The 24,937-nt window shown below is 68.2% G+C and carries 25 protein-coding genes, 1 tRNA gene and 2 pseudogenes; 15 read left to right on the forward strand and 13 right to left on the reverse strand.

The features are described from left to right. Positions 1–229: 229 nt before the first annotated feature. From FUT87_RS28275 to FUT87_RS01735, 3 genes are all read left to right on the forward strand, one after another. Entirely contained in the window at positions 230–379 is a 150-nt protein-coding gene (locus FUT87_RS28275) for a hypothetical protein (RefSeq protein WP_183485208.1), read from the forward strand. A 107-nt stretch (positions 380–486) separates the two neighbouring features. Further along, positions 487–1,230 (forward strand): hypothetical protein, encoded by a 744-nt coding sequence (locus tag FUT87_RS01730; RefSeq protein WP_147239861.1) that lies wholly within the window; start codon positions 487–489, stop codon positions 1,228–1,230. Further along, a complete protein-coding gene (locus FUT87_RS01735; protein WP_147239862.1) occupies positions 1,227–3,344 on the forward strand; it encodes a peptidase domain-containing ABC transporter in 2,118 nt (705 codons plus the stop codon). Before FUT87_RS01730 ends, FUT87_RS01735 begins: the two co-directional genes overlap by 4 nt. A 127-nt stretch (positions 3,345–3,471) precedes the next feature. Here the strand turns inward: FUT87_RS01735 and FUT87_RS01740 are convergent, their stop codons facing one another. The 3 genes from FUT87_RS01740 to FUT87_RS01750 all read right to left on the reverse strand — a co-directional run bounded on the left by FUT87_RS01740 (position 3,472) and on the right by FUT87_RS01750 (position 5,931). Further along, positions 3,472–4,263, reverse strand: coding sequence for a transporter substrate-binding domain-containing protein (locus tag FUT87_RS01740; RefSeq protein WP_091721396.1), 792 nt, complete (start codon positions 4,261–4,263; stop codon positions 3,472–3,474). Between the two features lie 112 nt (positions 4,264–4,375). Further along, positions 4,376–5,470 (reverse strand): porin, encoded by a 1,095-nt coding sequence (locus FUT87_RS01745; protein ID WP_147239863.1) that lies wholly within the window; start codon positions 5,468–5,470, stop codon positions 4,376–4,378. Between the two features lie 155 nt (positions 5,471–5,625). Next, a complete protein-coding gene (locus tag FUT87_RS01750; protein WP_147239864.1) occupies positions 5,626–5,931 on the reverse strand; it encodes an SH3 domain-containing protein in 306 nt (101 codons plus the stop codon). A gap of 190 nt (positions 5,932–6,121) precedes the next feature. On the opposite strand from FUT87_RS01750, the gene FUT87_RS01755 reads away from it, so the two are divergent. Continuing rightward, entirely contained in the window at positions 6,122–6,991 is an 870-nt protein-coding gene (locus FUT87_RS01755; protein WP_147239865.1) for a restriction endonuclease, read from the forward strand. A 47-nt stretch (positions 6,992–7,038) separates the two neighbouring features. Here the strand turns inward: FUT87_RS01755 and FUT87_RS01760 are convergent, their stop codons facing one another. Both FUT87_RS01760 and FUT87_RS01765 read right to left on the reverse strand, forming a co-directional pair. Beyond that, complete coding sequence (locus FUT87_RS01760; protein WP_147239866.1) at positions 7,039–8,004, reverse strand: hypothetical protein; 966 nt, start codon at positions 8,002–8,004, stop codon at positions 7,039–7,041. Positions 8,005–8,067: 63 nt separating this feature from the next. Then, the gene (locus FUT87_RS01765; RefSeq protein WP_147239867.1) at positions 8,068–9,111 is read right to left on the reverse strand and encodes a DUF3427 domain-containing protein; all 1,044 of its coding nucleotides are present in this window, start codon (positions 9,109–9,111) and stop codon (positions 8,068–8,070) included. A 187-nt stretch (positions 9,112–9,298) separates the two neighbouring features. On the opposite strand from FUT87_RS01765, the gene FUT87_RS01770 reads away from it, so the two are divergent. Continuing rightward, a complete protein-coding gene (locus tag FUT87_RS01770; RefSeq protein ID WP_404935344.1) occupies positions 9,299–9,697 on the forward strand; it encodes an integrase in 399 nt (132 codons plus the stop codon). A 397-nt stretch (positions 9,698–10,094) separates the two neighbouring features. Here FUT87_RS01770 and FUT87_RS01775 read toward each other — a convergent pair whose 3' ends face one another. The 4 genes from FUT87_RS01775 to hrcA all read right to left on the reverse strand — a co-directional run bounded on the left by FUT87_RS01775 (position 10,095) and on the right by hrcA (position 12,780). After that, on the reverse strand, positions 10,095–10,580 hold the full coding sequence (locus FUT87_RS01775) for a hypothetical protein (protein ID WP_147239868.1): 486 nt from the start codon (positions 10,578–10,580) through the stop codon (positions 10,095–10,097). 115 nt (positions 10,581–10,695) lie between these two features. After that, the gene (locus tag FUT87_RS01780) at positions 10,696–11,220 is read right to left on the reverse strand and encodes a hypothetical protein (protein WP_147239869.1); all 525 of its coding nucleotides are present in this window, start codon (positions 11,218–11,220) and stop codon (positions 10,696–10,698) included. Positions 11,221–11,579: 359 nt separating this feature from the next. Then, positions 11,580–11,656: transfer RNA gene (locus FUT87_RS01785), tRNA-Ile, on the reverse strand. A gap of 110 nt (positions 11,657–11,766) precedes the next feature. After that, a complete protein-coding gene (gene hrcA, locus FUT87_RS01790; protein ID WP_091721362.1) occupies positions 11,767–12,780 on the reverse strand; it encodes a heat-inducible transcriptional repressor HrcA in 1,014 nt (337 codons plus the stop codon). An 81-nt stretch (positions 12,781–12,861) separates the two neighbouring features. Here hrcA and FUT87_RS01795 point away from each other — a divergent pair. The 3 genes and pseudogenes from FUT87_RS01795 (at position 12,862) to rapZ (ending at position 16,375) form a co-directional block, all read left to right on the forward strand. After that, positions 12,862–13,736, forward strand: a pseudogene (locus tag FUT87_RS01795) (NAD kinase). Continuing rightward, positions 13,736–15,453 (forward strand): annotated as a pseudogene (recN, locus tag FUT87_RS01800) (DNA repair protein RecN). The pseudogenes FUT87_RS01795 and recN overlap by 1 nt, the downstream one beginning before the upstream one ends. 67 nt (positions 15,454–15,520) lie before the next feature. After that, the gene (gene rapZ / locus FUT87_RS01805) at positions 15,521–16,375 is read left to right on the forward strand and encodes an RNase adapter RapZ (RefSeq protein ID WP_404935343.1); all 855 of its coding nucleotides are present in this window, start codon (positions 15,521–15,523) and stop codon (positions 16,373–16,375) included. Positions 16,376–16,384: 9 nt separating this feature from the next. Here rapZ and FUT87_RS01810 read toward each other — a convergent pair whose 3' ends face one another. The 3 genes from FUT87_RS01810 to FUT87_RS01820 all read right to left on the reverse strand — a co-directional run bounded on the left by FUT87_RS01810 (position 16,385) and on the right by FUT87_RS01820 (position 18,813). After that, on the reverse strand, positions 16,385–16,744 hold the full coding sequence (locus FUT87_RS01810; RefSeq protein ID WP_091721350.1) for a hypothetical protein: 360 nt from the start codon (positions 16,742–16,744) through the stop codon (positions 16,385–16,387). Between the two features lie 150 nt (positions 16,745–16,894). After that, the gene (gene mutY / locus FUT87_RS01815) at positions 16,895–18,007 is read right to left on the reverse strand and encodes an A/G-specific adenine glycosylase (RefSeq protein WP_147239871.1); all 1,113 of its coding nucleotides are present in this window, start codon (positions 18,005–18,007) and stop codon (positions 16,895–16,897) included. Positions 18,008–18,018: 11 nt separating this feature from the next. Then, the gene (locus FUT87_RS01820) at positions 18,019–18,813 is read right to left on the reverse strand and encodes a LysR family transcriptional regulator (protein ID WP_310735092.1); all 795 of its coding nucleotides are present in this window, start codon (positions 18,811–18,813) and stop codon (positions 18,019–18,021) included. Between the two features lie 113 nt (positions 18,814–18,926). Here FUT87_RS01820 and FUT87_RS01825 point away from each other — a divergent pair, with 113 nt between their 5' ends. The 6 genes from FUT87_RS01825 to rpiA all read left to right on the forward strand — a co-directional run bounded on the left by FUT87_RS01825 (position 18,927) and on the right by rpiA (position 22,788). Next, positions 18,927–19,541 carry a DMT family transporter gene (locus FUT87_RS01825; protein ID WP_255511609.1) on the forward strand — a complete coding sequence of 205 codons (615 nt, stop codon included), beginning with the start codon at positions 18,927–18,929 and terminating at the stop codon, positions 19,539–19,541. Next, on the forward strand, positions 19,469–19,852 hold the full coding sequence (locus FUT87_RS30215) for an EamA family transporter (RefSeq protein WP_255511610.1): 384 nt from the start codon (positions 19,469–19,471) through the stop codon (positions 19,850–19,852). Before FUT87_RS01825 ends, FUT87_RS30215 begins: the two co-directional genes overlap by 73 nt. A 79-nt stretch (positions 19,853–19,931) precedes the next feature. Beyond that, complete coding sequence (locus FUT87_RS01830) at positions 19,932–21,065, forward strand: 3-deoxy-7-phosphoheptulonate synthase (protein ID WP_091724229.1); 1,134 nt, start codon at positions 19,932–19,934, stop codon at positions 21,063–21,065. A gap of 15 nt (positions 21,066–21,080) precedes the next feature. After that, the gene (locus FUT87_RS01835; protein WP_255511611.1) at positions 21,081–21,509 is read left to right on the forward strand and encodes a hypothetical protein; all 429 of its coding nucleotides are present in this window, start codon (positions 21,081–21,083) and stop codon (positions 21,507–21,509) included. 70 nt (positions 21,510–21,579) lie between these two features. Then, the gene (locus FUT87_RS01840; RefSeq protein WP_186830308.1) at positions 21,580–22,053 is read left to right on the forward strand and encodes a DUF6152 family protein; all 474 of its coding nucleotides are present in this window, start codon (positions 21,580–21,582) and stop codon (positions 22,051–22,053) included. Between the two features lie 75 nt (positions 22,054–22,128). Then, complete coding sequence (rpiA, locus tag FUT87_RS01845) at positions 22,129–22,788, forward strand: ribose-5-phosphate isomerase RpiA (protein WP_147239872.1); 660 nt, start codon at positions 22,129–22,131, stop codon at positions 22,786–22,788. A gap of 51 nt (positions 22,789–22,839) precedes the next feature. On the opposite strand, the gene FUT87_RS01850 is transcribed toward rpiA, so the two are convergent. Beyond that, positions 22,840–24,390, reverse strand: coding sequence for a methyl-accepting chemotaxis protein (locus tag FUT87_RS01850; protein WP_091724231.1), 1,551 nt, complete (start codon positions 24,388–24,390; stop codon positions 22,840–22,842). A gap of 345 nt (positions 24,391–24,735) precedes the next feature. Here FUT87_RS01850 and FUT87_RS01855 point away from each other — a divergent pair. Continuing rightward, positions 24,736–24,937 (forward strand): hypothetical protein (locus tag FUT87_RS01855; RefSeq protein WP_222617021.1); only part of this gene is annotated, 202 nt, incomplete at its 3' end.

Genomic DNA, 24,937 nt, shown 5'->3' on the forward strand with positions numbered 1-24,937 from the left:
GGAGCGCCAGGCGATCGCCGCGTATGGCCGCGATCTGCCGCTGCGCGCCGGCATGGCGCTCGACGCCGACGTGACGCTGGAGCACCGGCGCATCTGGGAGTGGCTGCTGGAACCGCTGCTGGCGACGGCCAGGCGGATCTAGCGGGACATCGATCTTCCGGCGGCGAGTGATCGACGCCGGGGAAACGGCGGCCGACCGTTCTCGGCCCTTCAACTGACGGAGATTGAAATGACGGAACTGACTCAAGACGAGATCGATCAAGTGCATGGCGGCGGCGGATTCCTGTCCAAGTTCGCCAAGTTCATGGTCCGCTGCGCCGCGTCCTACCTCGGCGCGCACTTCGGGCTGACCGGCCCGGTGGCCGCGCGCGTCAGCTGATGCGCCTGCCCAGACCTTGCGTTGACTCGACCTCACCTGCGGCCGGCCACCTCCGTGGCTGGCCGCTCACCGCGTCGCGCCGCGACGGCGCATGACAGCCTCCAGCAATGAAACGCACCCTGTTCACCGGCCTGCTCGGGTTGATCGGCTTCGCGGTCCTCGGCGGCGCTTCGGCCGAGCCCGAGCTCCGGGACCCGATCCCGCTCCCCCGGTCCGAGATCTCCGGACAGTCCGTCCATCGGCATCACATTCCCTTTCGCGGGGCGGGCCAGGCTCTGGCCTTCGTCAAGTCCTACCCGGGTCCGCAGGACCGGGTGCAGTGGTACCTGCGCCTGCTGCCATCGGATCCCGCCACCTTCTCCTTCGAGCAGCTCGCGCTCGCGGTCGAGGACGCCGACACTCTCATTCCCATCCCGACAAGAAAAGGATGGGCCCCGTTGCCCGCCGCATTCGCGGTCGACGCCGCGAAGGCCCGATTCGTCGTCAATCGGCCGAAAGGCAGCGTGTCGCTCGAATACTGGATCGCGATCGCCCCGCGCGCCGATGACCGCTACCCGGTCGACGGTCTGCGCGAGGCCTGCGCACAGGCGGTGGCCATGTTCAAGGCCCAGGGCTGGCTGCAGGCGCTGCAAGCGCGAGACCTGCAGTGCGCCGATGTGACCTTCCTGCCGCTCGACGATGCGCTGACCGTGACCGGACGCGATGCCAGCGGCGCGCCCGTGAACCTCGAGGTCCGGCGGACCGCCCGCGGCCCCGCGGTGGTCGTGCCTCTGGAGGAACAGGTCCATGAGGTCACGGTGACGCCGGGCGGCGGCCCCTACGTCATCGTCGTGCGGCAGGAGGATTCATGACCCGGCCCACCCCGATCCTTCAATCCGAGGTGGCCGAATGCGGCCTGGCCTGCCTGGCGATGATCGCGACGGCCCATGGCCAGGCCACGACGCTGCAGGACCTGCGCCGGCGCTTCCCGGTCGCGCTCAAGGGCATGAAGCTGCGCGACCTGCTGGAGGTGGCTGCGGGCATCGGTTTCTCCGGCCGGCCGCTGAAGCTGGACCTGCCCTTCCTCGCCAAGCTGTCGCTGCCCTGCATCCTGCACTGGGACATGAACCACTTCGTGGTGCTGGCCCGGGTCCGCCGCGGCAGCGTGACCGTGCTCGATCCGGCCGTCGGCGAACGCCGGCTGAGCCTTGACGAGGTCTCCGCCCATTTCACCGGTGTCGCCGTCGAACTGACGCCCAACGCCGACTTCAAGCCCGCCGCGCCGCCGCCGCGGGTGTCGCTCGCCGCGCTCACCGGCAAGGTGCTCGGCCTGCGTCGATCGCTGGTGCAGATCCTGCTCGTCGCGCTGGTGCTGGAGCTGTTCGCGATCGTCGCGCCGCTGTGCAACCAGCTCATCATCGACGACGTCCTCACCTCGGGCGACCGCGACCTGCTCAAGGTGCTGCTGATCGGCTTCGGCCTGCTGCTGGTGACCCAGACGGCGCTCGGCCTGGCGCGCTCGTGGATGCTGGTCCTGCTGACGCAGACGCTGTCGCTGCAATGGCGGGGCAACACCTTCGCCCACCTGCTGCGGCTGCCGGTCGGATTCTTCGAGCGGCGCCACCTCGGCGACATCACCTCGCGCTTCGGCGCGGTCGACGCGATCCAGAAGACGCTGACCACCGCCGCGATCGAGGCCCTCCTCGACGGCCTGATGGGTGTGGCCGCGCTGGTCATGATGCTGATCTATGCCTGGCCGCTGGCGCTGGTCGTGATCGCCGCCGTGCTGCTGTACGGCCTGCTGCGCTGGGCCGCCTACCGGCCGCTGCGCGACGCGGCCGCCGAACGGCTGGTCGTCGCCGCGCGGGAAAGCACGCACTTCCTCGAGACCCTGCGGGCGATGACGCCCCTGAAGCTCTTTGGCCGCGAGCAGGAGCGGCGCGCGCAATGGCAGAACCTGATCGTCGAGGTCCAGAACCGCGATGTCCGCACCGCCAAGCTGTCGATGGCGATGAGCACCGCCAACACCTTCCTCTTCGGCGTGGAGAACCTGCTGGTGCTGTTCCTCGGCGCCGGGCTCATCCTGGACGGGCAACAGGCCGGCACGGTCACGATGACGGTGGGCATGCTGTTCGCGTTCCTCAGCTACAAGGGCCAGTTCACCGGCCGCGTGTCGGCGCTGATCAACTACGCGGTGGAACTGCGGATGCTGGGCCTGCATGCCGAACGCCTGGCCGACATCGCGCTCGAGCCGCCCGAACCCGACGAGGTGCCGGACCATGACCTCGCGCACCTGGAGGCCAGCCTGGAACTGCGCGACGTCAGCTTCCGCTACGGCGAGCGCGAGCCCTGGATCCTGCGCCACGTGAACCTGACGGTGCCTGCCGGCCAGAGCATCGCGATCACCGGCCCGAGCGGCTCGGGCAAGACGACGCTGCTGAAGGTGCTGCTGGGGCTGCTGGCGCCCGAGGAGGGCGAGGTGCGCTACGGCGGCATGCCGATGCGGCAGCTCGGATTGAGGAACGTGCGCCGGCAGATCGGCACGGTGATGCAGGAGGACGTGCTGCTGACCGGATCGCTCGCGGACAACATCGCCTGCTTCGACACGCAGCCCGATCCGGAGCGGGTGCAGGCCGCCGCGATGCTCGCGCAGATCCACGAGGACATCTGCCGGATGCCGATGGGCTACCAGACCCTGGTCGGGGACCTGGGCAGCGGCCTGTCGGGGGGGCAGAAGCAGCGGGTGCTGCTGGCGCGGGCGATCTATCGGCGACCAAGGATCCTGGCGCTCGACGAGGCGACCAGCCACCTCGACGTCACGCGGGAGCGCGCGGTGACCGCCAACCTGGCCCGGTTGCCGCTGACGCGATTGATGATCGCGCACCGGCCGGACACGATCGCGGCCGCGGAGCGGGTGATCGTGCTGGAGGGCGGCGCAGTCGACGAACTGTCGCGCGCGGCGGGGAGAGACACGCTGGCCACCTGAGCGATGACCATTTGAGCGATGGGCACCCGAGCGATGGTGACCGGAGCGACGGCCATCTGAACGACAGCCGACTGAGCCACGGCCGGCGCCGGCCGGCACGCGGCGTGGACCGCGCGCCGGCCAGGGATCACTTGTTGTCGATGGGCTTGCTCACGTCGCGCTCGAACCACTTGGTCGAGATCCGGGCGTAGGTGCCGTCGGCCTGGAGATCGGCGATCGCCTTGTCGATGGCGGCCTGGAACTTCGGGCTGCCCTTGCGGAACGGGATCGCGTTGGTGGCGGGCTTGCCGATGGCGGCGCCGGCCTTGATCGGCAGCTTGGTCTTTTCCTTCAGGTAGGGGATGAGCAGGCTGTCGTTGAGGGCGGCGTCGATGCGGCCGGTGGCCAGGTCCTGCAGGTACTCGGTGGCGCCGGGATAGGTGCGCACCTCGGCGCCGTCCCAGGTCTTGGCCAGGTCGGCGAAGTTACTGCCCTGGCCGACGCCGATCTTCTTGCCCTTGAGGTCGGCCGGCGACTGCAGCGGCCGGGTCTCGTTGGCGCGCACGATCAGCTGCGGATAGGAGGTGACGTAGGGCGCGCTGAAGTCGAAGGTCTTGCGGCGCTCGTCGGTGGCGGCGACCTGGTTGACGATGACGTCGTACTTGCCCGCCTGCAGGCCGGCGAGGATGCCGCTCCATTCGGTGGTGGTGAATTCCGGCTTCACGCCCAGCTTGGCGGCGATCGCCTTGGCGATGTCGACGTCGAAGCCGTCGAGCTGGCCCTTGGCGTCCTTGAAGTTGAACGGCGGGTAGGTGCCCTCGACGGCCACCCGCAGCGTGCCGCGCGACTTCACGTCGTCGAGCAGGTCGGCGGCCTGGGCCGCGAGGGAAGCGCCGGCGAGCAGCGCGGCGGCGATCAGGGAAGTGCGGAAGGCTTTCATGAGGCCCCTCGTTGTTCGTAGAAGGGGCCGATGTTGCCACCAGTCGTTGGCATTCCCCCGCATATGGATATGCCTGGCCGCAATGAGGGACAGGGGTGGTCCGACGGGTCGGTCAGAACGCGTGCCGCAGTCCGAGCGCGACCACCGTCGGCTTCTCCCCCACTCCCACGCCCAGCGGGTTGATGGCGAAGTCGTAGGCCGCGCGGGCCTGGTTGTCGATGCGCGAGACATACGCATAGAGGCCGGTGCGCGGCGAGAGCGTGTAGTCCGCGCCCAGCGTCCATTGCCGCGCGCCCGTGGCGTCGCCCGCCGAGACGAAGCCGATCCGCGCGCCCGCCGGCCCCTTGCCGTCGGCGGCGTCGGTGAAGCTCGCGCGCAGGTTGAAGCGGTCGACCTGCCAGGTGGCCACCATGAAGAGCGCGGTGCGGGTCAACGGGCCGAGTGGCGTTTCATACCGGAGGCGCTCGATGGCGCCAGTCAGGCGGGCCGGACCGACGCGATACGCGGCGCCGAGCTTGGTCGCCGTGTCCGTGCGACCTGGGCCCTGATAGCCGCGGTGCTGCTCGTGCGCGAGGGAGAGGTTCCAGGGGCCGTCGTCCCAGCTGAGCGAGGCGGACCACAGGTCGGGCTTCGAGCCACCGGGGCCGATCTCGCCGTCGTTGAGGGCGTACGCGACGCGGCCGGTAAGTCCTCGCCAGGTAGGGCTCCAGTACTGGACGATGTTCTGCTGGCGCCGGTCGAAGGACGCGGTGTTGCCGAGGTGGTTGGTGGTGGGCGCGGAGCCGTTGGCCATCAGCGCCATGTAGCCGGCGGTGGTCGGGTACCAGGGGTCGAGGGTGCTGGTGGCCAGCAGGTACGGCGTTCCCCAATGACCGGCGAAGACCAGTCCGTAGGGCGTCTGCAGGCCGACGCGCGTGTCGCGGTTGGCGAGCGATGTCCCGGCGCCGGTGTCGAGCGCCAGCGAGCCTTCGATCTGGAACACCGCCTGGTAGCCGTCGCCCAGGTCCTCGGCGCCGCGAAAGCCGATGACGGAGCGGTTGTTGGACTCGCGATTGACCGCGCGATCACGTGGCGCGCGCGCGGCATCGGCGTGCTCGAGGGAGACGTTCAGGCGGCCGTAGATCGTGACGCTGGATTGGGCCTGGGCGCCAGCCGCGATGAGCGCGAAACCCGCGTGCACGAGCGAAGGGAGGAAGCGGTACTGCATCGGAACGAGGGAGGTGAGGTCATCCCGATGTTGATTCGGCGGCGGCGATTGCGGCTCTCTCGTTCGGGGGAGCGAGGGTGGCGCGCCGGCTTGGGCGGCGATGCCACCACTCGCCCGCGAACGTGGGCCGCGGTGGCCGGCCGGTGAGGTCCTCATCATCCAGCGCATTGCGGATTCGGAACCAACCGGGAGTCGCTCACGGTGATCTCGACACGGATGCGGATCCAGGTGCCCGAGGCCTTGTCGACCCACACGGGCGGCAGCGTGCCCAGCACGCGGACTTTCGCATTCGGCGCGGCGCGGACGTTCAGACCGGCGGGATCGGTCTCCTCGACGAAGGCGACGATCGAGCACGGCGTGGCGGGCGGCGGTGCATCTGCGTGAGCAGCACCGACGAATGCAGCGAGCGCGAGCGTCGTGAGGACGCGCAGTGAAGATTCAGCGGCAGTCGACCAGGACATGGAAGAACTTGGGGCAACGCACCGGGCAAGGCAATCACGACGTTTTCAGGCGGGTGAATCGTGATGAAGAGCACCGCCCTCCGCGAAACGAGAACTCCATAACGGTCCATTCGCCTCCTCCACGCGTCGGGACGGCTTCAAGACCACGGCGCTCGCTATGCTCGCCAGAGATCTTCAGGGAGAGAGCCGAATGGCCAGAAAGAAGAAGAGCGACGCGGAGACGGTCATCGACCTCTTCGCGTTGATGCCGTGGTGGGCCTGCGTGGCTCTGGCGGCGGTGGCGTACGTGGCGCTGCATGCGTTGGCGTCGAAGGCGCCGGCGACGGTGGATCCGGCGCAGGCGCTGAATCAGATGGACAAGCTCCTCGTCGGCGCGGTGCTTCGGGGTCTCGCAACCTTCGGGCAGTACGTCGTACCGGTTTTGCTGCTCGCGGCGGCGGTGGTGTCGGCGGTGCGTCGATACCGGCGCGGGAAGCTGCTCGAGGAGGCATTGCGATCGCAGGACGCCGCGGCCGTGGACGGCATGACCTGGCACGAGTTCGAGCTGCTGATCGGCGAGGCGTTCCGGCGCAAGGGCTATGCCGTGGTGGAGACGGGCGGCGGCGGCCCGGATGGCGGCATCGACCTGGTGCTCCGCAAGCCGGTCACGAACGGCAACGAGACCTACGTCGTGCAGTGCAAGCACTGGAAGGCCCAGAAGGTCGGCGTCGACGTGGTGCGGGAGCTCTACGGCGTGATGGCGGCCAGAGGCGCGGCGGGCGGGTTCGTGGTGACGTCGGGGAGGTTCACCACCGAGGCGATGGCGTTCGCGCAGGGGCGGAATGTCAGGCTCGTCGATGGGGCGAGGTTGAAGGAACTGCTGGAAGTCGCGAGGACGGGTGGGCCTGGGAAGGCGGCCACTGTGCGCGATGAGCGGGCGAACGCGGAGATGACGATGGTCGTCTGCCCGCTGTGCTCAAGCGCGATGGTCAGGCGAGTCGCGAAACGTGGGCCCAATGCCGGCGACCAGTTTTATGGGTGCTCGACGTATCCGGTTTGTAGGGGGACGAGGGCGGCGTGAGTCGACGGTTATCTGTGCGACAAGCTTGCGCAGCCGACGTGAATTTTCTAATGACGCATGGGCTCGCTGGAGAACCTCGACCAGTCTGATACTTGCGCGATGGTGAAGAGAACAGCGCCTGAATAGACGAACTCCGGCAACGCATCTAGGACGTCGTGGTCTCGAAAATGCTTGAGGTCGTTCAGCCCCAGTCGAGATAGCAATCCAAGGGATCTCATTTCCGCCTCGATCCTCGCGTAAAGCTGGCCAGACTCCTCGACCTTAAACTCTTCCGTCGAGTTCCTATCTAAAGCTGCTGCTAGGCGTGCGTGATTTGAATCGAAAACCGTCTGCAGCTTACTTTGTACTTCGCAAAATCTCTCGACGCGCTCGATCGAATCAAGCATCAAGCGCCGCCCCAATTCGCCCCTCAGTCGGGAATCCAGATTGCGGTAAATGGCGACAAAGCCCGGCGAAGACAACACGCGTGCTTCGGGCGGAAGGCGATCGGAGGTGCCAAAAGGATGGCGCAAACGCGCAAGCAGCCGCGCGATCAATCCCTCATCTTCATCCCCCAAGCCTGGCCCAAGGTGCTTGCAAGAATCGCTGAGTTCTCGCAAGCGCCGCCGTACGCCTCCAAATCGCCAAGTAACGTTCTCCACGTACTGAAAGGAAAGCTCTGGCCCGAACGCATTGAAGATTTCCTCACTCATCTGGTGAAACAGATGGCGGTTGTGTCCTGGCGGATTGTGGAGCGCTACATCATCGACAAGGTACGCCAGACTCATAAGAACGTCGTCGGCACAGGTATGGATCGCCTGTTTTGCCGCCTTCGTTGTATCTCGTACCTCCGCAAGCAGATCGCTGTATTTTTGAAGATGCATCGCGGCCGAGTTCCTACGCTCGTGCACGTTGGCTGCAAGCGCAGCTTCTCGCTGTCCTCGCTCTGCTCGCCTGGCCACTTGCAACGACCATATGGAGATAACAAGGCCACCAAGCCCGCAGACGATCGTAATCACTTCGGCCTCTGTCACACAGCACTCCATTGAGCGGCAGGAAACGCAGAACTCAGGCGGCATACGACCAACGTTCGAAAATCATTCATCAGTTGGTTCTCCTGAGGGGCGAGCACGGTACACGGAGGGCGTGAGCTCCAGCACGCGGGTCATATCGCCTTTGAGAACATAGACGCCAGCGCGCTTCGGATCTCTGCCGACACCGAAGACTCGATAGATGCGGAAGGCGTCCGGATTGCGAATGGACGCCCGTACCTCATTGGCGGAAATGAAAAAAGCTGCGGTCTTAGGTCCCGAAGTCGTCTTCACCTCGATGAAGATTTCAGATCCATTGACTTCAAAAGATCGGATGTCATAACCGGCGCGAGAGTCGACAAGAGCAACGTGCTCGACTCTGTCGGCAAGATCCTGCCGTCCGGCCTCAGCGAGCTTCTCCCTCTCATGCTTGAGCACAAGGTGCTCGCCGCTCAATCCGAGTTCACGATTTCTCTTATCGCGGAGAGCCCAGTCAATCTCATCGCCGCCTTGCGTATCGGAAAGGACCGCTTGGGTCTTGACACCGCCGGGAGCGTGAAGTCTCGGAGCACGTTCTTGCTCCAACGCGACGTCTAAATTGACCGAAACGGCCTGGATTGCAACCGGCATCAGCGCCGGCTCGAAAGGCAGCCCCATTTGCTTGAGGTCCGCGCCTGTCAACTCCCAGCGCATCACGCGCCAAACAAACTCGCAAGGGTTCTGTTTCTCTCGGTCGTGATCGACGTATTCGAGAAGGCCGAGATACACGTAGTCGCGCTGCTTGGCTGCCCGAATAAATAGGTGAATGTTGTTGCGCTCAGAGTCGTGCGCGATGAAGCGCTGGATCGCCGGCATGTCCAAGCGCTGTTGGTCCTGGGATTTCCAGCGGAGGTAGCCGTCCTCGTAGAGCACATCCTCGTAGCGCCCGCCGTCGAGTGTCACAAGGAAGACGTAGCTTCCGCTGCCCTTGGGAGCTTGAATGATGCCGCTTTGCCATGGCCCCCCGAGCTTTCCCTCAACGAGAGGCTCGAAGACGGCGCGTATGGCAACACGGTCATAGAGTTGACCGCGGTCAAGGCGAATGAACGACGCTGTTTGGACAGTAGTCACGGAGCTCCCTGAATGCTCTGCATTCCGGGATTCTGTAGCAACTATTGAGTAGCCTATGAAGAGAAGTAGCCATAGCTCGTCGGCGAGCGGCCCGGCGAATGGCTGGCGCTGCGCTGGGAAGACCTCAACCTGAAATTGGGAGGGCGTACGTATACGAGACAAGGTCGAGGGCGAGCGGGAAATTCCGCTGCCCCCGTACGCAACGTATGTACTGAGCGCCCTACTTCGTACGAACGCATGGGTGTTCGCCAGCCCCTCGTCCGTACAGGGCATACAAGCCAAGGCCGTGAGCCTCCCTCACAAGGCGCACGACCGCGCCTGTACGGTGGCGGGCATCGAAGGGCTGACGCTGCACGGTCTGCGGCGTTCGTTCAAGTCGCTGACGGAGTGGCTGGGGATTCCGGCCGGCGTCGTCGCCCACCTCATGGGCCACAAGCCCAGCGCCACGGCTGAGAAGCACTACACCGTTCGGCCGTTGGATCTGCTGCGCATACATCACGAGCGCATCAAAGCTTGGATGTTGGAACAGGCGGGCGTGACCTTTGATGCAACCAAGGGGGCAACGTTGCTGCGCGCGGTGGCCTAGCGGCGGCCTTATCTCAGGCTTTGGGCACGACCTTGCCCGTACGTACGGCAGGCCGGGTCCACAGCGCGAGCCCACCAGCAACGGATGCAAGGCCTAAGAGCCCGACAACGGCACCGGCTGCAAATGTCCCGTAGGGTTCAGGCAGCCAGGACAGCAGCGCGGCGATTCCGTCCAACTGCGGAGTTAGGAATAACGGCCAAGTGCCGGTGAGCACCCGCGCTGCTCCGGCAAGCAGATAGAGCCCGATGGCAACGCACAGCAGCCCGCCCCCAGCGCGGCTGGTGGCCCGCGGCTGTCCACGGGGCAATTCAAAGGTCACAGCGGACACCGTCTGGGACGGTCATCAAGAATTCGCATGGATGCCACCGTTGCTTCCGGAAGGAGCACACTTTGACTCCTAGACCAGCTCGGCTAAACGTTCCTGAACTGCGGTGAGAATCTTGCCGACGATGCTATGCATTTCTGTGATTTGGGCGTTGTACTTGGCCTCGTCAACATTGCCCTCGGCCTTCTCTAGCAACAGAAAAATGAGATGGTCTAGCCGCTCGAAGTCTGGCTTCACTGAAGGGAGGTATGCAATGCAGGGGAAGACCCATGTACGTTCCTGCAATGACAGAGTGGCATCTTTCCAGCCCGGCTGATCGAAGATGCTCTTGCGTTCATCTCCTGTTGCCTCTGCCGCATAAGTGTTGACGTGCTGAGCAATGTCGAGCGACAGACGCCGACGCTTCTCGAGTTCACGAACGACATCATTCAATCCGGCGATACATCGAGACCGAATATCCCGACGTTCGGTCAATCTATGGCCAAGCGCGATGCCGCCGAGACCACCGATGAGACCGATGGCGCCGCCGAGGGCCGCGCTCGCAAACTCAATAGGCATGATGAGTTCTCAGAACCGTGGAAACGGGGTGCACCTTGCGCCGCCTAACGTTCCAGCTAAGCGGACCAGTCAGCGAAGCTGGCGCAGGTCCGCTTGAGCGCAGGGTTAGCCAGCATCAACAGTCAACTCCATCCTGGTTCTTCCGATCCATTTCACCTGCACCCTCAGGCTCAACATACTGTCCGTGCACACCGAGAAATGAGCCTTGCGGATGGTATTTGCCATCAGTTCCGAGAAACGCGCCAGCGATGTGATAGCGCCCATCCTGTCCAAGAAACGACCCAGCGTAGTGATACCGACCGTCCTGCCCGAGAAAGCAGCTCTCCGGGTGGTACTTGCCGTCTTGCCCGAGGAACGCGCCTTTTGGGTGATAGCGCCCGTCCTGCCCGAGGAATGAACCTGCAGCGTGGTACTGGCCGTCTTGCCCGAGAAAGTTGGTGGCGGGGTGGTACTTGCCATCACGCCCCAACACTTCGCCCTTACGGTGATACCGGCCGTCCTGTCCGAGGAAGGAGCCGGCGGGGTGGTACTTGCCGTCGGTTCCGAGAAAGTAGCCCTGAGGATGGTATTTGCCGTCGACTCCCAGAAATGAACCTGCTGGGTGGTACCGGCCATCGACGCCGAGAAACTTGCTTGCCACGATCTATAGCTCCGGTTGAACTGCTGGCTAACGTCGGCGCTAAGCGGACCAGCCAGCGTAGCTGGCGCAGGTCCGCTTGAAAAACCGATTATGCATTGCCGGCGCTCAAAACATAGAAGCCCCAGACACCGTTCGAAAGTTCGGCGGCTGCAAATCGCGTGGTGGCTCCTTGCCTAGCCGAATTGCCGAGCTGGTCAACGGCCTATGCCACGGGTCGGTGCCGGCGGTTGTTCAAGCGACTACCCGAGCGAACTTGACGTCCAACCGCTGCAACGCCATTTTTGGCTACATACCGGCCACATGGGCAATGCAGATTGCCGGATGGTGTGCCAACAAATGGCGCAAATGCTTGATTTTATTGGTAGGCCGTACAGGACTTGAACCTGTGACCAAAGGATTATGAGTCCTCTGCTCTAACCAACTGAGCTAACGGCCCCCTGGGGGTAATGCGCATATACGAACCCTGGCGGATTCGCGTGCTCCGGCCTTGCACCGGAGCGGCGGATTCTAACGGTGCGCTAGCGCATTCCCGCCGAGCCGTCGCCGCTACTTCTGCGACAACGCATTGCTCACCATCCTCGACGTGATGTCGACGATCTCGATCATCCGGTCGTAGGCCATCCGCGTCGGGCCGATGACCCCCAGCGTCCCGACCACCTCCCCATCGACCTCATACGGCGCCGACACGATGGACAGCTCCTCCACCGGCACCACCTGGCTCTCGCCGCCGATGTAGATCCGCACCCCCTCCGCGCGCGAGGACACATCCAGCAGCCGCATCAGCTGCGTCTTCTGCTCGAAGAGGTCGAACATCCTGCGCAGGCTGCCCATGTCGTGGCTGAAGTCCTGCACCGTGAGCAAGTTGCGCTCGCCGGAAATGATCATCGGCTCGTGCTCCTGCAACCCCTGCTGGCCCACGTCCACCGCCGCGCTCATCAGCTTGGCGATCTCCCCGCGCAACTGGTCCACCTCCAGCCGCAGGCGGTCCCGCACCACGTCCAGGCTCAGCCCCGCGTAATGCGCGTTCAGCCGGTTGCTCGCCTCCGTCAGGTCCGACTGCGACAGGTCCTGCGCCGTAAACACCAGCCGGTTCTGCACGTCCCCGTCCGGCGACACCATGATCACCAGCACCCGGCGCTCGCCCAGCCGCAGGAACTCGATGTGGTGGAACACCGCCGTCTTGCGCGGCGACGTCACCACCCCCACGAAACTCGACAGGCTGCTCAGCAGCTGCGCCGCGTTCGCGATCACCCGTTGCGGTTGATCCGGCAGCAGCTGGCTTTCGAAGGACCCCGCCTCGCGCGGCATCCCCGGCTTGGCCGTCAGCAGCGTGTCCACGAACAGCCGGTAACCCCGCGCCGTCGGAATCCGCCCCGCGCTGGTGTGCGGGCTGGCAATCAGACCCAGCTCCTCCAGGTCGGCCATCACGTTGCGGATCGTCGCCGGGCTCAGCTCCAGCCCCGACGCCTTCGACAGCGTGCGGGAGCCCACCGGCTGGCCGTCGGCGATGTACCGCTCCACCAGAGCCTTCAGCAGTGTTTTCGCGCGGTCGTCGAGCATGTTTTTCATTCTAGTGAAGCCACCAGCGGCACCCCTTCCCACCCCCGGCCCCGCCACCTCGCTGTGGTGTAATTCCGCGCTATGTCCAAGCGCTTCCGTCACGTGGCCATCGTCGGAAAACCCCAGTCCCGGGGCATCCGGCCCATCCTGGAAGAGATTGCCGATTTTGTCGCCTCCCAGGGATTGGATGTTTCCCTCGAACAGGAAACCGCCGACAGCACCGGCATCACCGCCTTCCCCGCATTGACCCACGCCGAACTCGGCACCCAGTGCGACCTGGCCATCGTCGTCGGCGGCGACGGCACCATGCTCGGCTTCGCCCGCCAAGTCGCCCGCTACGGCCTGCCCCTGGTCGGCATCAACCAGGGCCGCCTGGGCTTCATCACCGACATCTCCGCCGACCAGTTCCGCGACGCCCTCGCCCCCATCCTCGCCGGCGACTTCGAGATCGAGCACCGCTCCCTGCTCGAAGGCGCCGTGTTCCGCGACGGCGAGCAGATCTTCTCCGGCGTGGCCCTCAACGATGTCGTCGTCTCCCGCGGCGCCACCGCCGCCATGGTCGAGCTGCGCGTGGACGTCGCGACGAGTTCGTCGCCAACATGCGCGCCGACGGCGTCATCGTCGGCACCCCCACCGGCTCCACCGCCTACGCGCTGTCCGCCGGCGGCCCCATCCTCCACCCCGGCATCGCCGGCTGGGTGCTGCTGCCGATCGCGTCCCACGCGCTCTCCAACCGCCCCATCGTCCTGCCCGACAGCGGCGAGGTGCGCCTGACCATCGTCGCCGGCCGCGACGCCTCGGTGAACTTCGACATGCAAGCCCTGGCCTCGCTGCTGCACGGCGACTGCATCACCGTGCGCCGCTCCCAGCACCGCGCGCCCTTCCTGCATCCGCGCGGCTGGTCCTACTACGCCACGCTGCGCCGCAAGCTCCGCTGGAACGAAGGAAACACCTGATGCTGCGCCGCCTGAGCCTCAAGGACTTCGTCATCGTCCCGGCGCTGGAGCTGGACTTCGCCGCCGGTTTCTCCGCCCTCACCGGCGAAACCGCGCCGGCAAGTCCATCCTGATCGACGCGCTGCAGCTGGCCCTGGGCTCGCGCGGCGACGCCGCCGTCGTGCGCGAGGGCGCCGCCCGCGCCGAGATCTCCGCCGAGTTCGACCGCCCCGCCGCCCTCGCCGCCTGGCTGGAGGAAGCCGGCTTCGACACCACCGACGGCGCCGAGGACACGCTGTTGCTGCGCCGCGTCATAGACGCCCAAGGCAAGAGCCGCGCGTGGATCAACGGCGGCACCGCCACCGTCGCCCAGTTGCGCGAGCTGGCCGAGCACCTGCTCGACATCCACGGCCAGCACGCCTGGCAAGGCCTGACCCGCCCGGCCAGCGTGCGCGAGCTGCTGGACAGCTTCGCCCAGATCGAGACCCGGCCGATGGCCGCTGCCTTCAGCGACTGGCGCCAGGCCAGCGAGGCGCTGGGCGCCGCGCAGTCCAGGCAGGCCGACCTGGCGCGCGAGCATGAGCGTCTGAGCTGGCAGATCGGCGAGGTCGACCGCCTCGCGCCCGGCGCCGACGAGTGGGACGAACTCAACGCGGAGCACCAGCGCCTGTCGCATGCGCAATCGCTGATGGACGCCGCGCGCGGCGCGCTGGAGCGCATCGCCGAGGCCGAGATCAACGCCGAGTCGCTGACCGACGAAGCGCTGTCCGCGCTGCAGGACGTGCTCGGCTACGACGCCGGGCTGCAGGACACCGTCAACGCGCTGCTGGGCGCGCAGGCCCAGCTGCAGGACGCCGCGCACAGCCTCGGCGCCTACCTGCATGCGGCCGACCTCGATCCGGACCGGCTGCGGCAGCTCGACGACCGCCTGTCCGCCTGGGTCACGCTCGCCCGCCGCTATCGCCGCCAGCCGGCCGAGCTGCCGGCGCTGCTCGCCGAATGGAAGGCCGAACTCGCGCAGCTCGACGCCGCCTCCGACCTCGATGCGCTGCAGGCCCGCCAGGCCGACGCGCTCAAGCGCTACCAGAAGGAAGCCAAGGCCGTCAGCACCGCGCGCGCCAAGGCGGCGCCGGCGTTGTCGAACGCGGTGTCGCAGGCGATGCAGCAGCTCGGCATGGCCGGCGGCCGCTTCGAGGTCGCGCTGCTGGCGCAGGACGAGCCGCAGGGTTTCGGGATGGAATCGGCCGAGTTCCTCGTCGCCGGCCACGCCGGCAGCACGCCGCGCCCGCTGGCCAAGGTCGCCTCGGGCGGCGAGCTCTCGCGCATCGCGCTGGCCATCGCCGTCACCACCAGCCAGCAGAACAGCGGCGCCGGCACGCTGATCTTCGATGAGATCGATGCCGGCGTCGGCGGCGCGGTCGCCGAGACCGTCGGCCGCCTGATGAAGCAGCTCGGCCAGCGGGTGCAGGTGCTCGCGGTCACCCACCTGCCGCAGGTCGCCGCCTGCGCCGATCACCACTTCCTCGTCGCCAAGGCGCTCAAGGACGGCAAGACCAACTCCGAGGTCCGCCCCATCGCCGGCGAAGCCCGCACCGCCGAGATCGCCCGCATGCTCGGCGGCGAGCGCCTGTCGTCGACCTCGCTGGCGCATGCGCAGGAGATGCTGGACCTGTCCGCCAAGTCCACACCGGCCGCGGCCGCCGCGCCCACGGCCGCCGGCAGGAAGGTCAAGCCATGAGCGCGCCCCACACCGCGCCGGTACCGGCGCCCCAGGCCACGCCCAATGCCAACTCGCGCGCGGCGAGGTGGTGCTCGTCACCGGCATGTCCGGCGGCGGCAAATCGATCGCGATGCATGCGCTCGAGGACGCCGGCTTCTTCTGCGTCGACAACCTGCCGCCCGAGCTGCTGCCGCAGTTCCTCGACCTGGAGCGCCAGCGCGGCTGGCGGCGCGTCGCCATCGCGGTGGACGTGCGCAGCGCCGGCTCGCTGCCGCAGCTGCTGGGCCACATCAAGACCATGCGCCAGGAAGGCGTGTCGCTGCGCTCGATCTTCCTGGACGCCGACGACGACACGCTGCTGCGCCGCTTCTCCGAGACGCGCCGCCCGCATCCGCTGCGCGTCGGCAACGAGGACAGCGACACCCACCGCGCGCTGCAGGAGGCGATCGCACTCGAGCGCGAGCTGCTGACGCCGCTGCGGATGGAATCCACCGTCATCGACAGCAGCCAGCTCCGCCCGGCGCAGCTGCGCGGCTGGTTGCGGGACCTGGTGCATGTCAGCGGCGCCTCGTTGACGCTGGTGTTCGAGTCCTTCGCGTTCAAGCACGGCGTGCCCAGCGACGCGGACTTCGTCTTCGACGTGCGCGTGCTGCCCAACCCGTATTACGACCGCGAGCTGCGGCCCTTCACCGGCCGCGACGAGCCGGTCGCGGCCTACCTGGAAGGCCAGCCGGAGGTGCGCTTGATGCTGAGCCAGATCGGCGCCTTCATCGCGCAGTGGCTGCCCAACTTCGCGCAGGACCAGCGCAGCTACCTGACCGTGGCCATCGGCTGCACCGGCGGCCAGCACCGCTCGGTCTATCTCGTCGAGACGCTGGCCAAGCAGTTCGCCTACCACGGCCAGGTGCTGAAGCGGCACCGCGAGCTGGACGCCCGCTGAGCCGCCCGCTCACACGGCGCTCGCGCCGCCCTCCTCGCGTGCCTGCTCCATCTCCTGCACCTGGTTGAACAGCAGGATGCCCAGCACCACCGAGGCGAAGGGCATCAGCACCAGCATCAGCAGCAGCCACAGCACCACGTTGCGCCCGGCGCGCTTGAGCGCGATGCCCATGTAGGCGAAATGCGCGCACAGGCCGGCGAACAGGCCCAGGCCGAACATGGTCAGCTTGGCGGGATCGCCCTCGCCGGGCACCTGCGTCTCGCTGATCAGGAACCACAGGCAAACGCCGCTGGCGAGCACCGCGATGAAGGCCGATTCCAGTGCGCTCTTGAGGGCTGCGGCCCGGCCCGGCTTGACGTCGTTCGACATGGTGTCCCTGAATGCGATGGTGGCGTGCGCGGGCCTGTCGTGGCCCGTTCTGGCAATCGCGGGAGCATAACGGAGCGGCGCCCGCCGGGGACCGGCGGAACCCCGCGCCCGACCCGGAAACCGGGGGTCGCCGCCCAGCGCGCGGCCGCCTCAGTCCAGCAGCTTCTTCAGCGGCGCCGGCAACGCGTACTCGCCCAGCCGCTCGCGCTCGACCCACACGCCTTCGCCCGCCGGTCGCGTCTCGCGCGGCAGCAGCGCCCGGCGCGGATGCAGCAGCCAGTCGAAATGCGTCAGCACATGCTTGACCCGCGGCAGCGGTTCCGGCGCCGCCACGCCCAGTGCAGCGCTTTGCGCGGTCAGCGTGGCCTCGTCGTCGAACAGCGGCAGCGTCCAGAGCCCGCCCCAGACGCCCTCGGCCGGCCGCTGCTGCAGCCAGACGCGGCCCTCGTGCTCCAGCCACAGCCACCAGCTCTCCCGCTGGCCGCGCTTGAGCTTCTTGGTCTTGACCGGATAGCGGGTGGGCTCGCCCTGCGCCAGCCCGGTGCACAGCGCCGCCACCGGGCACAGCAGGCACTGCGGGCTGCGCGTCGCGCACAGGCTGGCGCCGAGGTCCATCAGGCCCTGCGTGTACGCGGGCATGTCCTCGGGCGACGACGGCAGCAGCGCCTCGGCCTGGCGCCACAGGCGCTTCTCCTGCGCGGCCGAGGACAGGTCGCCGTCGAAGGCCAGCAGCCGGCCCAGCACGCGCTTGACGTTGCCGTCCAGGATGGCCACGCGCTCGCCGAAGCAGAAGGACGCGATCGCCGCCGCCGTCGAGCGCCCGATGCCCGGCAGCTCCGCCAGTTCGGCGGCGCTGCGCGGGAAGGCGCCGCCATGGCGCTCGACCACCGCCTGCGCGCACTTGTGCAGGTTGCGCGCCCGGCTGTAGTAGCCCAGCCCGGCCCACGCGGCCATGACCTCGTCGCTGGGCGCCGCGGCCAGCGCGGCCACGTCGGGGAAGCGCTCCAGGAAGCGCTTGTAGTAGCCCAGCACCGTCGTCACCTGCGTCTGCTGCAGCATGATTTCCGACAGCCAGACCCGGTACGGGTCACGCGTGTTCTGCCACGGCAGGTCGTGCCGCCCCTCGCGGCGCTGCCACGCGAGCAGCCGCGGGGCGAAGTCGCCGCGCAGCGCCGCCACGCGGGCGTCCAGGTCGGCATCGGGGATCGGGGAGTCGGGCGTTGTTCTCAAGGCTTGCTTCTTGGCTGGCGTTCTGGCGCTCATCGCTCTGGCGTTCATCGCTTCTGGCAGACCGGGCAGAAGAAGGTCGAGCGCTGCCCCTGCACGATGCGCCGGATCGGCGTGCCGCAGGCGCGGCAGGGTTCGCCCTCGCGGCCATAGACGCGCGCCTGCATCTGGAAACTGCCCGCCACGCCGTGCGCATCCTTGAAGTCCCGCAGCGTGCTGCCGCCGGCCTCGAGCGCTTCGCCCAGCACCTGCCGCAGCGCCGCCGCCAGCTTCGCGGCGCGCGGCCGGCTCAGCTTGCCCGCCGCCAGGCGCGGATCGACGCCGGCCAGGAACAGCGCTTCGCACGCATAGATGTTGCCCGCGCCGACGACCACGTCGCCGGCCAGGATCGCCTGCTTCACCGCCACGCGCCGGCCGCGGAAACCGTCATGCAGGTAGGGGCCGTGGAATTCGATGTCGAAGGGCTCCAGCCCGATCCGGGCCAGCAGCTTGGCCGCCGGCTCGACGGCCAGTCCGTCCGACCAGACCACCGCGCCGAAGCGCCGCGGATCGGTCAGGCGCAGCACGCCGCGGGGCTGCTCGCGCTGGCCGGCGAGCTCGGCATCCAGCGCCTGCGCCTCCTCGAGCAACCGCAGCGCGCGCTCGTACACGCCGCGTCCCTCGGCGGTGGGGCTGATGCTGCGGGTGGTCCGATGCAGCAGCCGGGTGCCCAGCTGCTGCTCCAGTCGCGCGACCTGCTTGCTGACGGCGGACTTGGTCGCGCCCAGCAGCTTGGCCGCCCCCGAGAAGCTGCGCGCGTCGACAACGCGGGCAAAGGCCTGCAGGTCTTCCAGGCGTCCCATGGCGGTCTCCGATTGTTCTCGATCTGGAAACTCTAAAACGAAAGTAGAGCGGATTGTGTCCGAAGCGGCGCGTTTCTAGAGTGCGTCCATTGATCTTCGGAAAGGAACTGGCCATGACGACTGCCACCCACGGCGCTCTGCCGACCCCGTCGACCGCGGGCGCGGATCGGCTCGGCGCGCTGGTCGCGCTGAGCCTGCCGGCGCTCTTCATCCTGCTGTGGAGCACCGGCTACCTCGCCGGCAAGCTGGCGCTGCCGCACGCCGGTCCGTTCACCCTGCTCGCGCTGCGCTTCGGGCTGGCCGCGGTGGTGCTGCTCGGCGTGTCGGCGGCGACCGGCGCGCCGTGGCCGAAGACGCCGCGGGCCTGGATCCACCTCGGCGTGGTCGGGCTGTTGATGCAGGTGCTGCACTTCTCCGGCGTCTACTGCGCGATCGCCTGGGGGCTGCCGACCGGCGTGGCCGCGTTGCTGATCGGCCTGATGCCGCTGGCCACCGCGCTGGGCGCGCACCTGTGGCTGGCCGAGCGCCTGAGCGCGCGCCAGTGGCTGGGCATGCTGGGCGGCCTGGCGGGCGTGGCGCTGGTCATCGCGGATCGCCCCCTGGGCGGTGGCGCCTGGCAGGCCTATGCGCCGGGTTGCTCGGCCTGGTGGGGCTGGTGGCCGGCACGCTGTACCAGAAGCGCTTTTGCGCCGGCATGGACCTGCGCACCGGCAGCGGCATCCAGATGACGGTCTCGGCGCTCGCGGTGACGGCCCTGGCGCTGTGGCGCGAGCCCGGCGTGGCGGACTGGAGCGCCGAGCTGATCGGCGCGACCCTGTGGCTGGGCCTGGTGAACTCGATCGGCGCCTTCAGCCTGATGTTCGTGATGATCCGGCGCGGTCAGGCGGCGGCGGTGGCGCGGCTGTTCTACCTGATCCCCGGCGTCTCGGCGCTGATGGGCGTGGCGCTGCTGGACGAGCACCTGGGCGCGCTGTCGCTGGCCGGATTCGTCGTCGCGGCCGCGGCGGTGGGGCTGGCGTCGATGAAGCGGGGCGGTTGATGTCCGGGATTGCGCGGCGGCGGATAATCGCCGCTTCCTTTTTCGCGTTTCCGTGTCCGAGAGGGCACGCGCCGCCGCCATGAAGCACCTCGACCATCCGCAGCACGACCGCGAAGTCGGCTCCGCCGACGCCACCCGCGACGCCACCCGCACCGACGACACCCGCATCGACGCGGTCCGCCCGCTGATCTCGCCGGCGCTGCTGCTGGACGAGCTGCCCCTGCCCGAGGCCTCGCTCGAGGTCGTCGAGACGGCGCGGCGCGAGATCAGCGATGTGCTGCACGGCCGGGACGACCGGCTGCTGTGCGTGGTGGGGCCCTGCTCGATCCACGACCACGGCCAGGCGATGGACTACGCCCGCCTGCTCAAGGACCTGCGCGAGGAGTTGAAGCAGGACCTGCTGGTCGTGATGCGGGTCTACTTCGAGAAGCCGCGCACGACGGTGGGCTGGAAGGGCTACATCAACGACCCGCACCTGGACGGCAGCTTCCACATGAACGAGGGTCTGCGCCTGGCCCGCCAGCTGCTGCTGGACGTGACCGCGCTGGGCCTGCCGGCGGGCACTGAGTTCCTGGACCTGCTGTCGCCGCAGTACATCTCGGACCTGATCGCCTGGGGCGCGATCGGCGCGCGCACCACCGAGAGCCAGAGCCACCGCCAGCTCGCCTCCGGCCTGTCCTGCCCGGTGGGCTTCAAGAACGGCACCGATGGCTCGGTGAAGATCGCCGCCGACGCGGTGCTGGCCGCGCGCGCCAGCCACGCCTTCATGGGCATGACCAAGATGGGCCTGGCCGCGATCTTCGAGACCCGCGGCAACGACGACTGCCACCTCATCCTGCGCGGCGGCAAGGCGCCGAACTACGACGCGGCCTCGGTGCAGGCGGCGGCCGAGGTGCTGAAGGCGGCCGGCCTGCGCGAGCAGCTGATGATCGATTTCTCGCACGCCAATTCGTCGAAGAAGTACGAGCGCCAGATCGACGTCGGCCAGGATGTCGGCGCGCAGATCGCCGGTGGCGACGCGCGCATCACCGGCGTGATGATCGAATCGCACCTGCAGCCGGGCCGCCAGGACCTGCTCGCGGGCCAGACCAAGGCGGACCTGCTGCCGGGCGTGTCCATCACCGATGCCTGCCTGGGCTGGAGCCAGACCGAGCCGCTGCTGCGCTCGCTGGCCGCCGCGGTGCGCCAGCGCCGCGACCGCCAAGGCGCGTGAGCGGCGTGCCGAGCCGTGTGGGACACGCTGACGGCGTTGGCGGCCCATCCCTGGGCCTACCCCGCGTTCTCGGTCGTGCACCTGATCGGGCTGGGCGCGCTGTTCGGCGGCCTGCTCGTCTTTGAACTGCGCACCCTGGGCGCGCGTCGCGAGCTCGATCCCGGCGCGCTGGCGCGACTGGCGATTCCCACGGCGCTGGCGGGCTTCGCGCTGTGCGCCGTCTCCGGCGCGGCCATGTTCGCGACCCAGCCGCAGGAGCTGTGGGTCAACCCGGCGCTGCGGGTGAAGCTCGCGCTGATCGCTGTGGCGGGCCTGAACGCGGCCTGGTTCCACTGGCGCGGCGGCGTGCGGGCGCAGGACCGCCTGGGCCGCTGGCAATGCCTGCTGTCGTTGGGGATTTGGGTCGCTGTCATCATCTGCGGGCGCTGGATCGCCTTCGTCTGACGTCCTTCCCGCCAGCGCGTCCAGGTCCTTCACGCCCTTCACGTCCTTCACGTCCTTCAAGGAGGCTTCGATGGAACGTCGTCTGTTGCTGGCCGCGCTCGCGGCCGCGCCCCTGATGCCCGCCGCCGTCCGCGCCCACCATGGGTGGAGCGGCTTCGACCAGGACCGCCCGCTGTACCTGGAGGGCCGCGCGGCCAGGGTGACCTGGCGCAATCCGCATGCGGAGCTGGATCTGGAGGTGCCGGAGCGGCTCGTGCTGCCGGCCGACCTGAAGCAGCGGGTCCTGCCCAAGCAGACGACCGCCGTCGACGGCGAGGCCCTGCTCGCGAAGACGCAGGTGCCGACGCGGCGCGACCGGCGCTGGGAGGTCGAGCTGGCGCCGCTGACGCGGCTGGAGGCCTGGCAGGTCGAAGAGATCAGACCTGGCGCCCAGGTATCGGTGATCGGGTTCGCCGCCCCGGGCGAGCAGGGCGCGGCAGTGCTGCGGGCGGAGTACCTGTTCGTCGGCGGCAAGGTGTACGGGCTGCGGTCGTCGCCCGCCTGAGCGGCGGAGATAATCCCGCCTTTCCTCTCCCGCCAGTTTTCCGGCCCTCTACGACGAGCCGTCGCTCGCCCCTCCATGACCCAAGACGAATTGAAGACCCTGGTCGGCCAGGCCGCATTGCAGTACGTGACGCCGGACACGGTGGTGGGCGTGGGCACCGGCTCGACGGTGGACAAGTTCATCGACGCGCTGGCCGCCAGCGGCGTGCGCATCGCCGGCGCGGTGTCCAGCTCGGTGCGCAGCACCGAGCGCATGAAGGCGCTGGGCATCCCGGTGCTGGACGCGTCGGAGGTCGAGTCGCTGCAGGTCTACATCGACGGCGCCGACGAGATCGACCGCCAGGGCCACATGATCAAGGGCGGCGGCGCGGCGCTGACGCGCGAGAAGATCGTGGCCGACCTGGCCCAGACCTTCGTCTGCATCGCCGATGAGAGCAAGCTGGTCGACGTGCTGGGCGCGTTCCCGCTGCCGGTCGAGGTGATCCCGATGGCCGCCGCCCAGATCGCGCGCCGCTTCCGCGCGATGGGCGCCGAGCCGGTGCTGCGCCAGGACTGCGTGACCGACAACAGCTGCCGCATCCTGGACGTCAAGGGCCTGCGAATCACCGATCCCGCCGCCTTCGAGGCCGAGGTCAGCCAGTGGCCCGGCGTGGTCACCGTTGGCGTCTTCGCCCGCAACAAGGCAAGCGTGTGCCTGCTGGGCACGGCGCAGGGCGTGAAGACCTTGACCTTCTGACCGGCGCCTGACCGCCCGCCTCACGGATCGGGGGCGGCGACGCGGTCGACCTCAGCGCAGGCGGAACACCGAGATCGCACCGGCCAGCCGCTGCGACTGCTCCTTGAGGCTCTCGGCCGCGGCGGCCGACTCCTCCACCAGCGCCGCGTTCTGCTGCGTCATCTGGTCCAGCTGGCCGATGGCCGCGTTGACCTGCTGGATGCCGTCGCTCTGCTCGCGCGAGGCGGCGCTGATCTCGCCGATGATGTCGGCCACGCGCTGCACGCTGGCGACGATCTCGGTCATCGCGCCACCGGCGTCCTCGACCAGACGCGAGCCCGATTCCACGCGCTCGACGCTGGCGCCGATCAGCGTCTTGATCTCCTTGGCGGCCTCGGCGCTGCGCTGCGCGAGCGAGCGCACCTCGCTGGCGACCACCGCGAAGCCGCGGCCCTGCTCGCCGGCACGGGCGGCTTCCACGGCCGCGTTCAGCGCCAGGATGTTGGTCTGGAAGGCGATGCCGTCGATGGTGCCGATGATGTCGGCGATGCGGCGCGAGCTCTCGCTGATCTCGCCCATGGTCGCCACCACCTGGCCCATCACCGAGCCGCCGCGCTGCGCGGTCTCCGCGGCCGAGCTCGACAGCTGGTTGGCCGTCATCGCCGAATCCGCGGTCTGGCGCACGGTGCCGGTCAGCTGCGTCATCGAGGCCGCGACCTCCTGCAGGTTGGAGGCGGTCTGCTCGGTGCGCGCGCTCAGGTCGTGGTTGCCGGTGGCGATCTCGGCGCTGGCGGTGCCGATGCTCTCGGCGGAGCCGCGCACGTCGCCGATCAGCTTGAGCAGCTGCGCCTGCATGCCGCCCAGCGAGCCCAGCAGCTTGCCGGTCTCGTCACGGCCGCCGGCCGGCACCGGCCGGGTCAGGTTGAAGTGGGCGATGGCGTCGGCGACCTCGGCCGCGCCCTGCAGCGGGCGGGTGATGGAGCGCGTCAGCGCGACCGCGAACCAGGCGCCCAGGCCCAGCGCGACCAGCGAGAACACCAGCAGCGCCGTGCGCGCGCGGCGGTTGGTCGCGTCGAGCTGCAGGGCGGCCTCGTCCAGCAGGCTGCGCTTGTGCTGCACGATGGCCTGGATCGCTTCCTGGAACCGGCCCGCGGCGGGCTGGAAGTCGCGGTCGAAGATCTCGCGCGCCTTCTCGGCGTCTCCACTCTTCTTGCTGGCGGCCACCGCGTCGCGCGAACTCAGGTAGCCCTTGCGGGCCTCGCTGAGCGTGTCGAACATCCGGCGCTCGTCCGGCGTGACCATGTAGCCGTCGAGCCGCTTCTGCAGCTCGCCCGACTGCCGGGTCGACTCGGCCGAGGTCGCGGCGAAGAACTGGGCGAGGCTGGGGTCGGCGCTGACGGCGATCGCGCTGGTGCGGTTCACGCCGTTGGTGATGTTGCGGTACCAGTCGGAGGCGACGCGCTCGGCGGCCAGGTCCTGGTTGAGCATCACGTCGGTCTCGGCGGCCACGCGGCCCAGTGCCAGGTAGCTCAGGCCCGAGCCGACGAAGGCGATCAGCAGTACCAGGCCCAGCACCACGCCGAGCCGCTGGCCGATCGATCGGCCGGCGACGAGATGAATCATGGATGTCCCCCAAAGATGGCTATGCGTTGATGGACCCGCGCCCTGGCGGGCGCGGGACGCCTTTGACGGCGTTTCCGCTCCATATCGACGCCGGCGCCCGGAACTTGAATGACGGCGGGGACGCGGCCCGGCGAATGGGCCTGCGGTGCGTCATCCGTCACGCCCGGGCGCGGGCTGCCGCCCCGTCCGATCCGAGCCACCGCGCGGTCGTTCCCGCTTGATCCTCCGCAAGAGGGATCTCACTCCCCCGTCGGCTCCCCCAAGGTTGGCAAGTCGACGGCCGCGTCCGGTGGCAGAGTCGTCGCCTGGGACGAGCAGGACTCGTCATCGAAGCTGGAGAAGGCAATGCAAGGAATCGACAGTGGGCTGCGAGGCGATCGCAGCGGTGGCGGGACGGTGGAGCTGGCGATCCAGGTCCAGGCCTTGAAGACGCGGATGGACACGGTGCTGCCCACGCTGGCGACACGGGAACAACTGGCGCAGGAGGTCGGGGCGCTGCGCAGCGAGATGAAGCATGAGATCGGCGCCCTGCGCAGCGAGATGAAGC

It is taken from the genome of Mitsuaria sp. TWR114, from assembly GCF_007997345.1.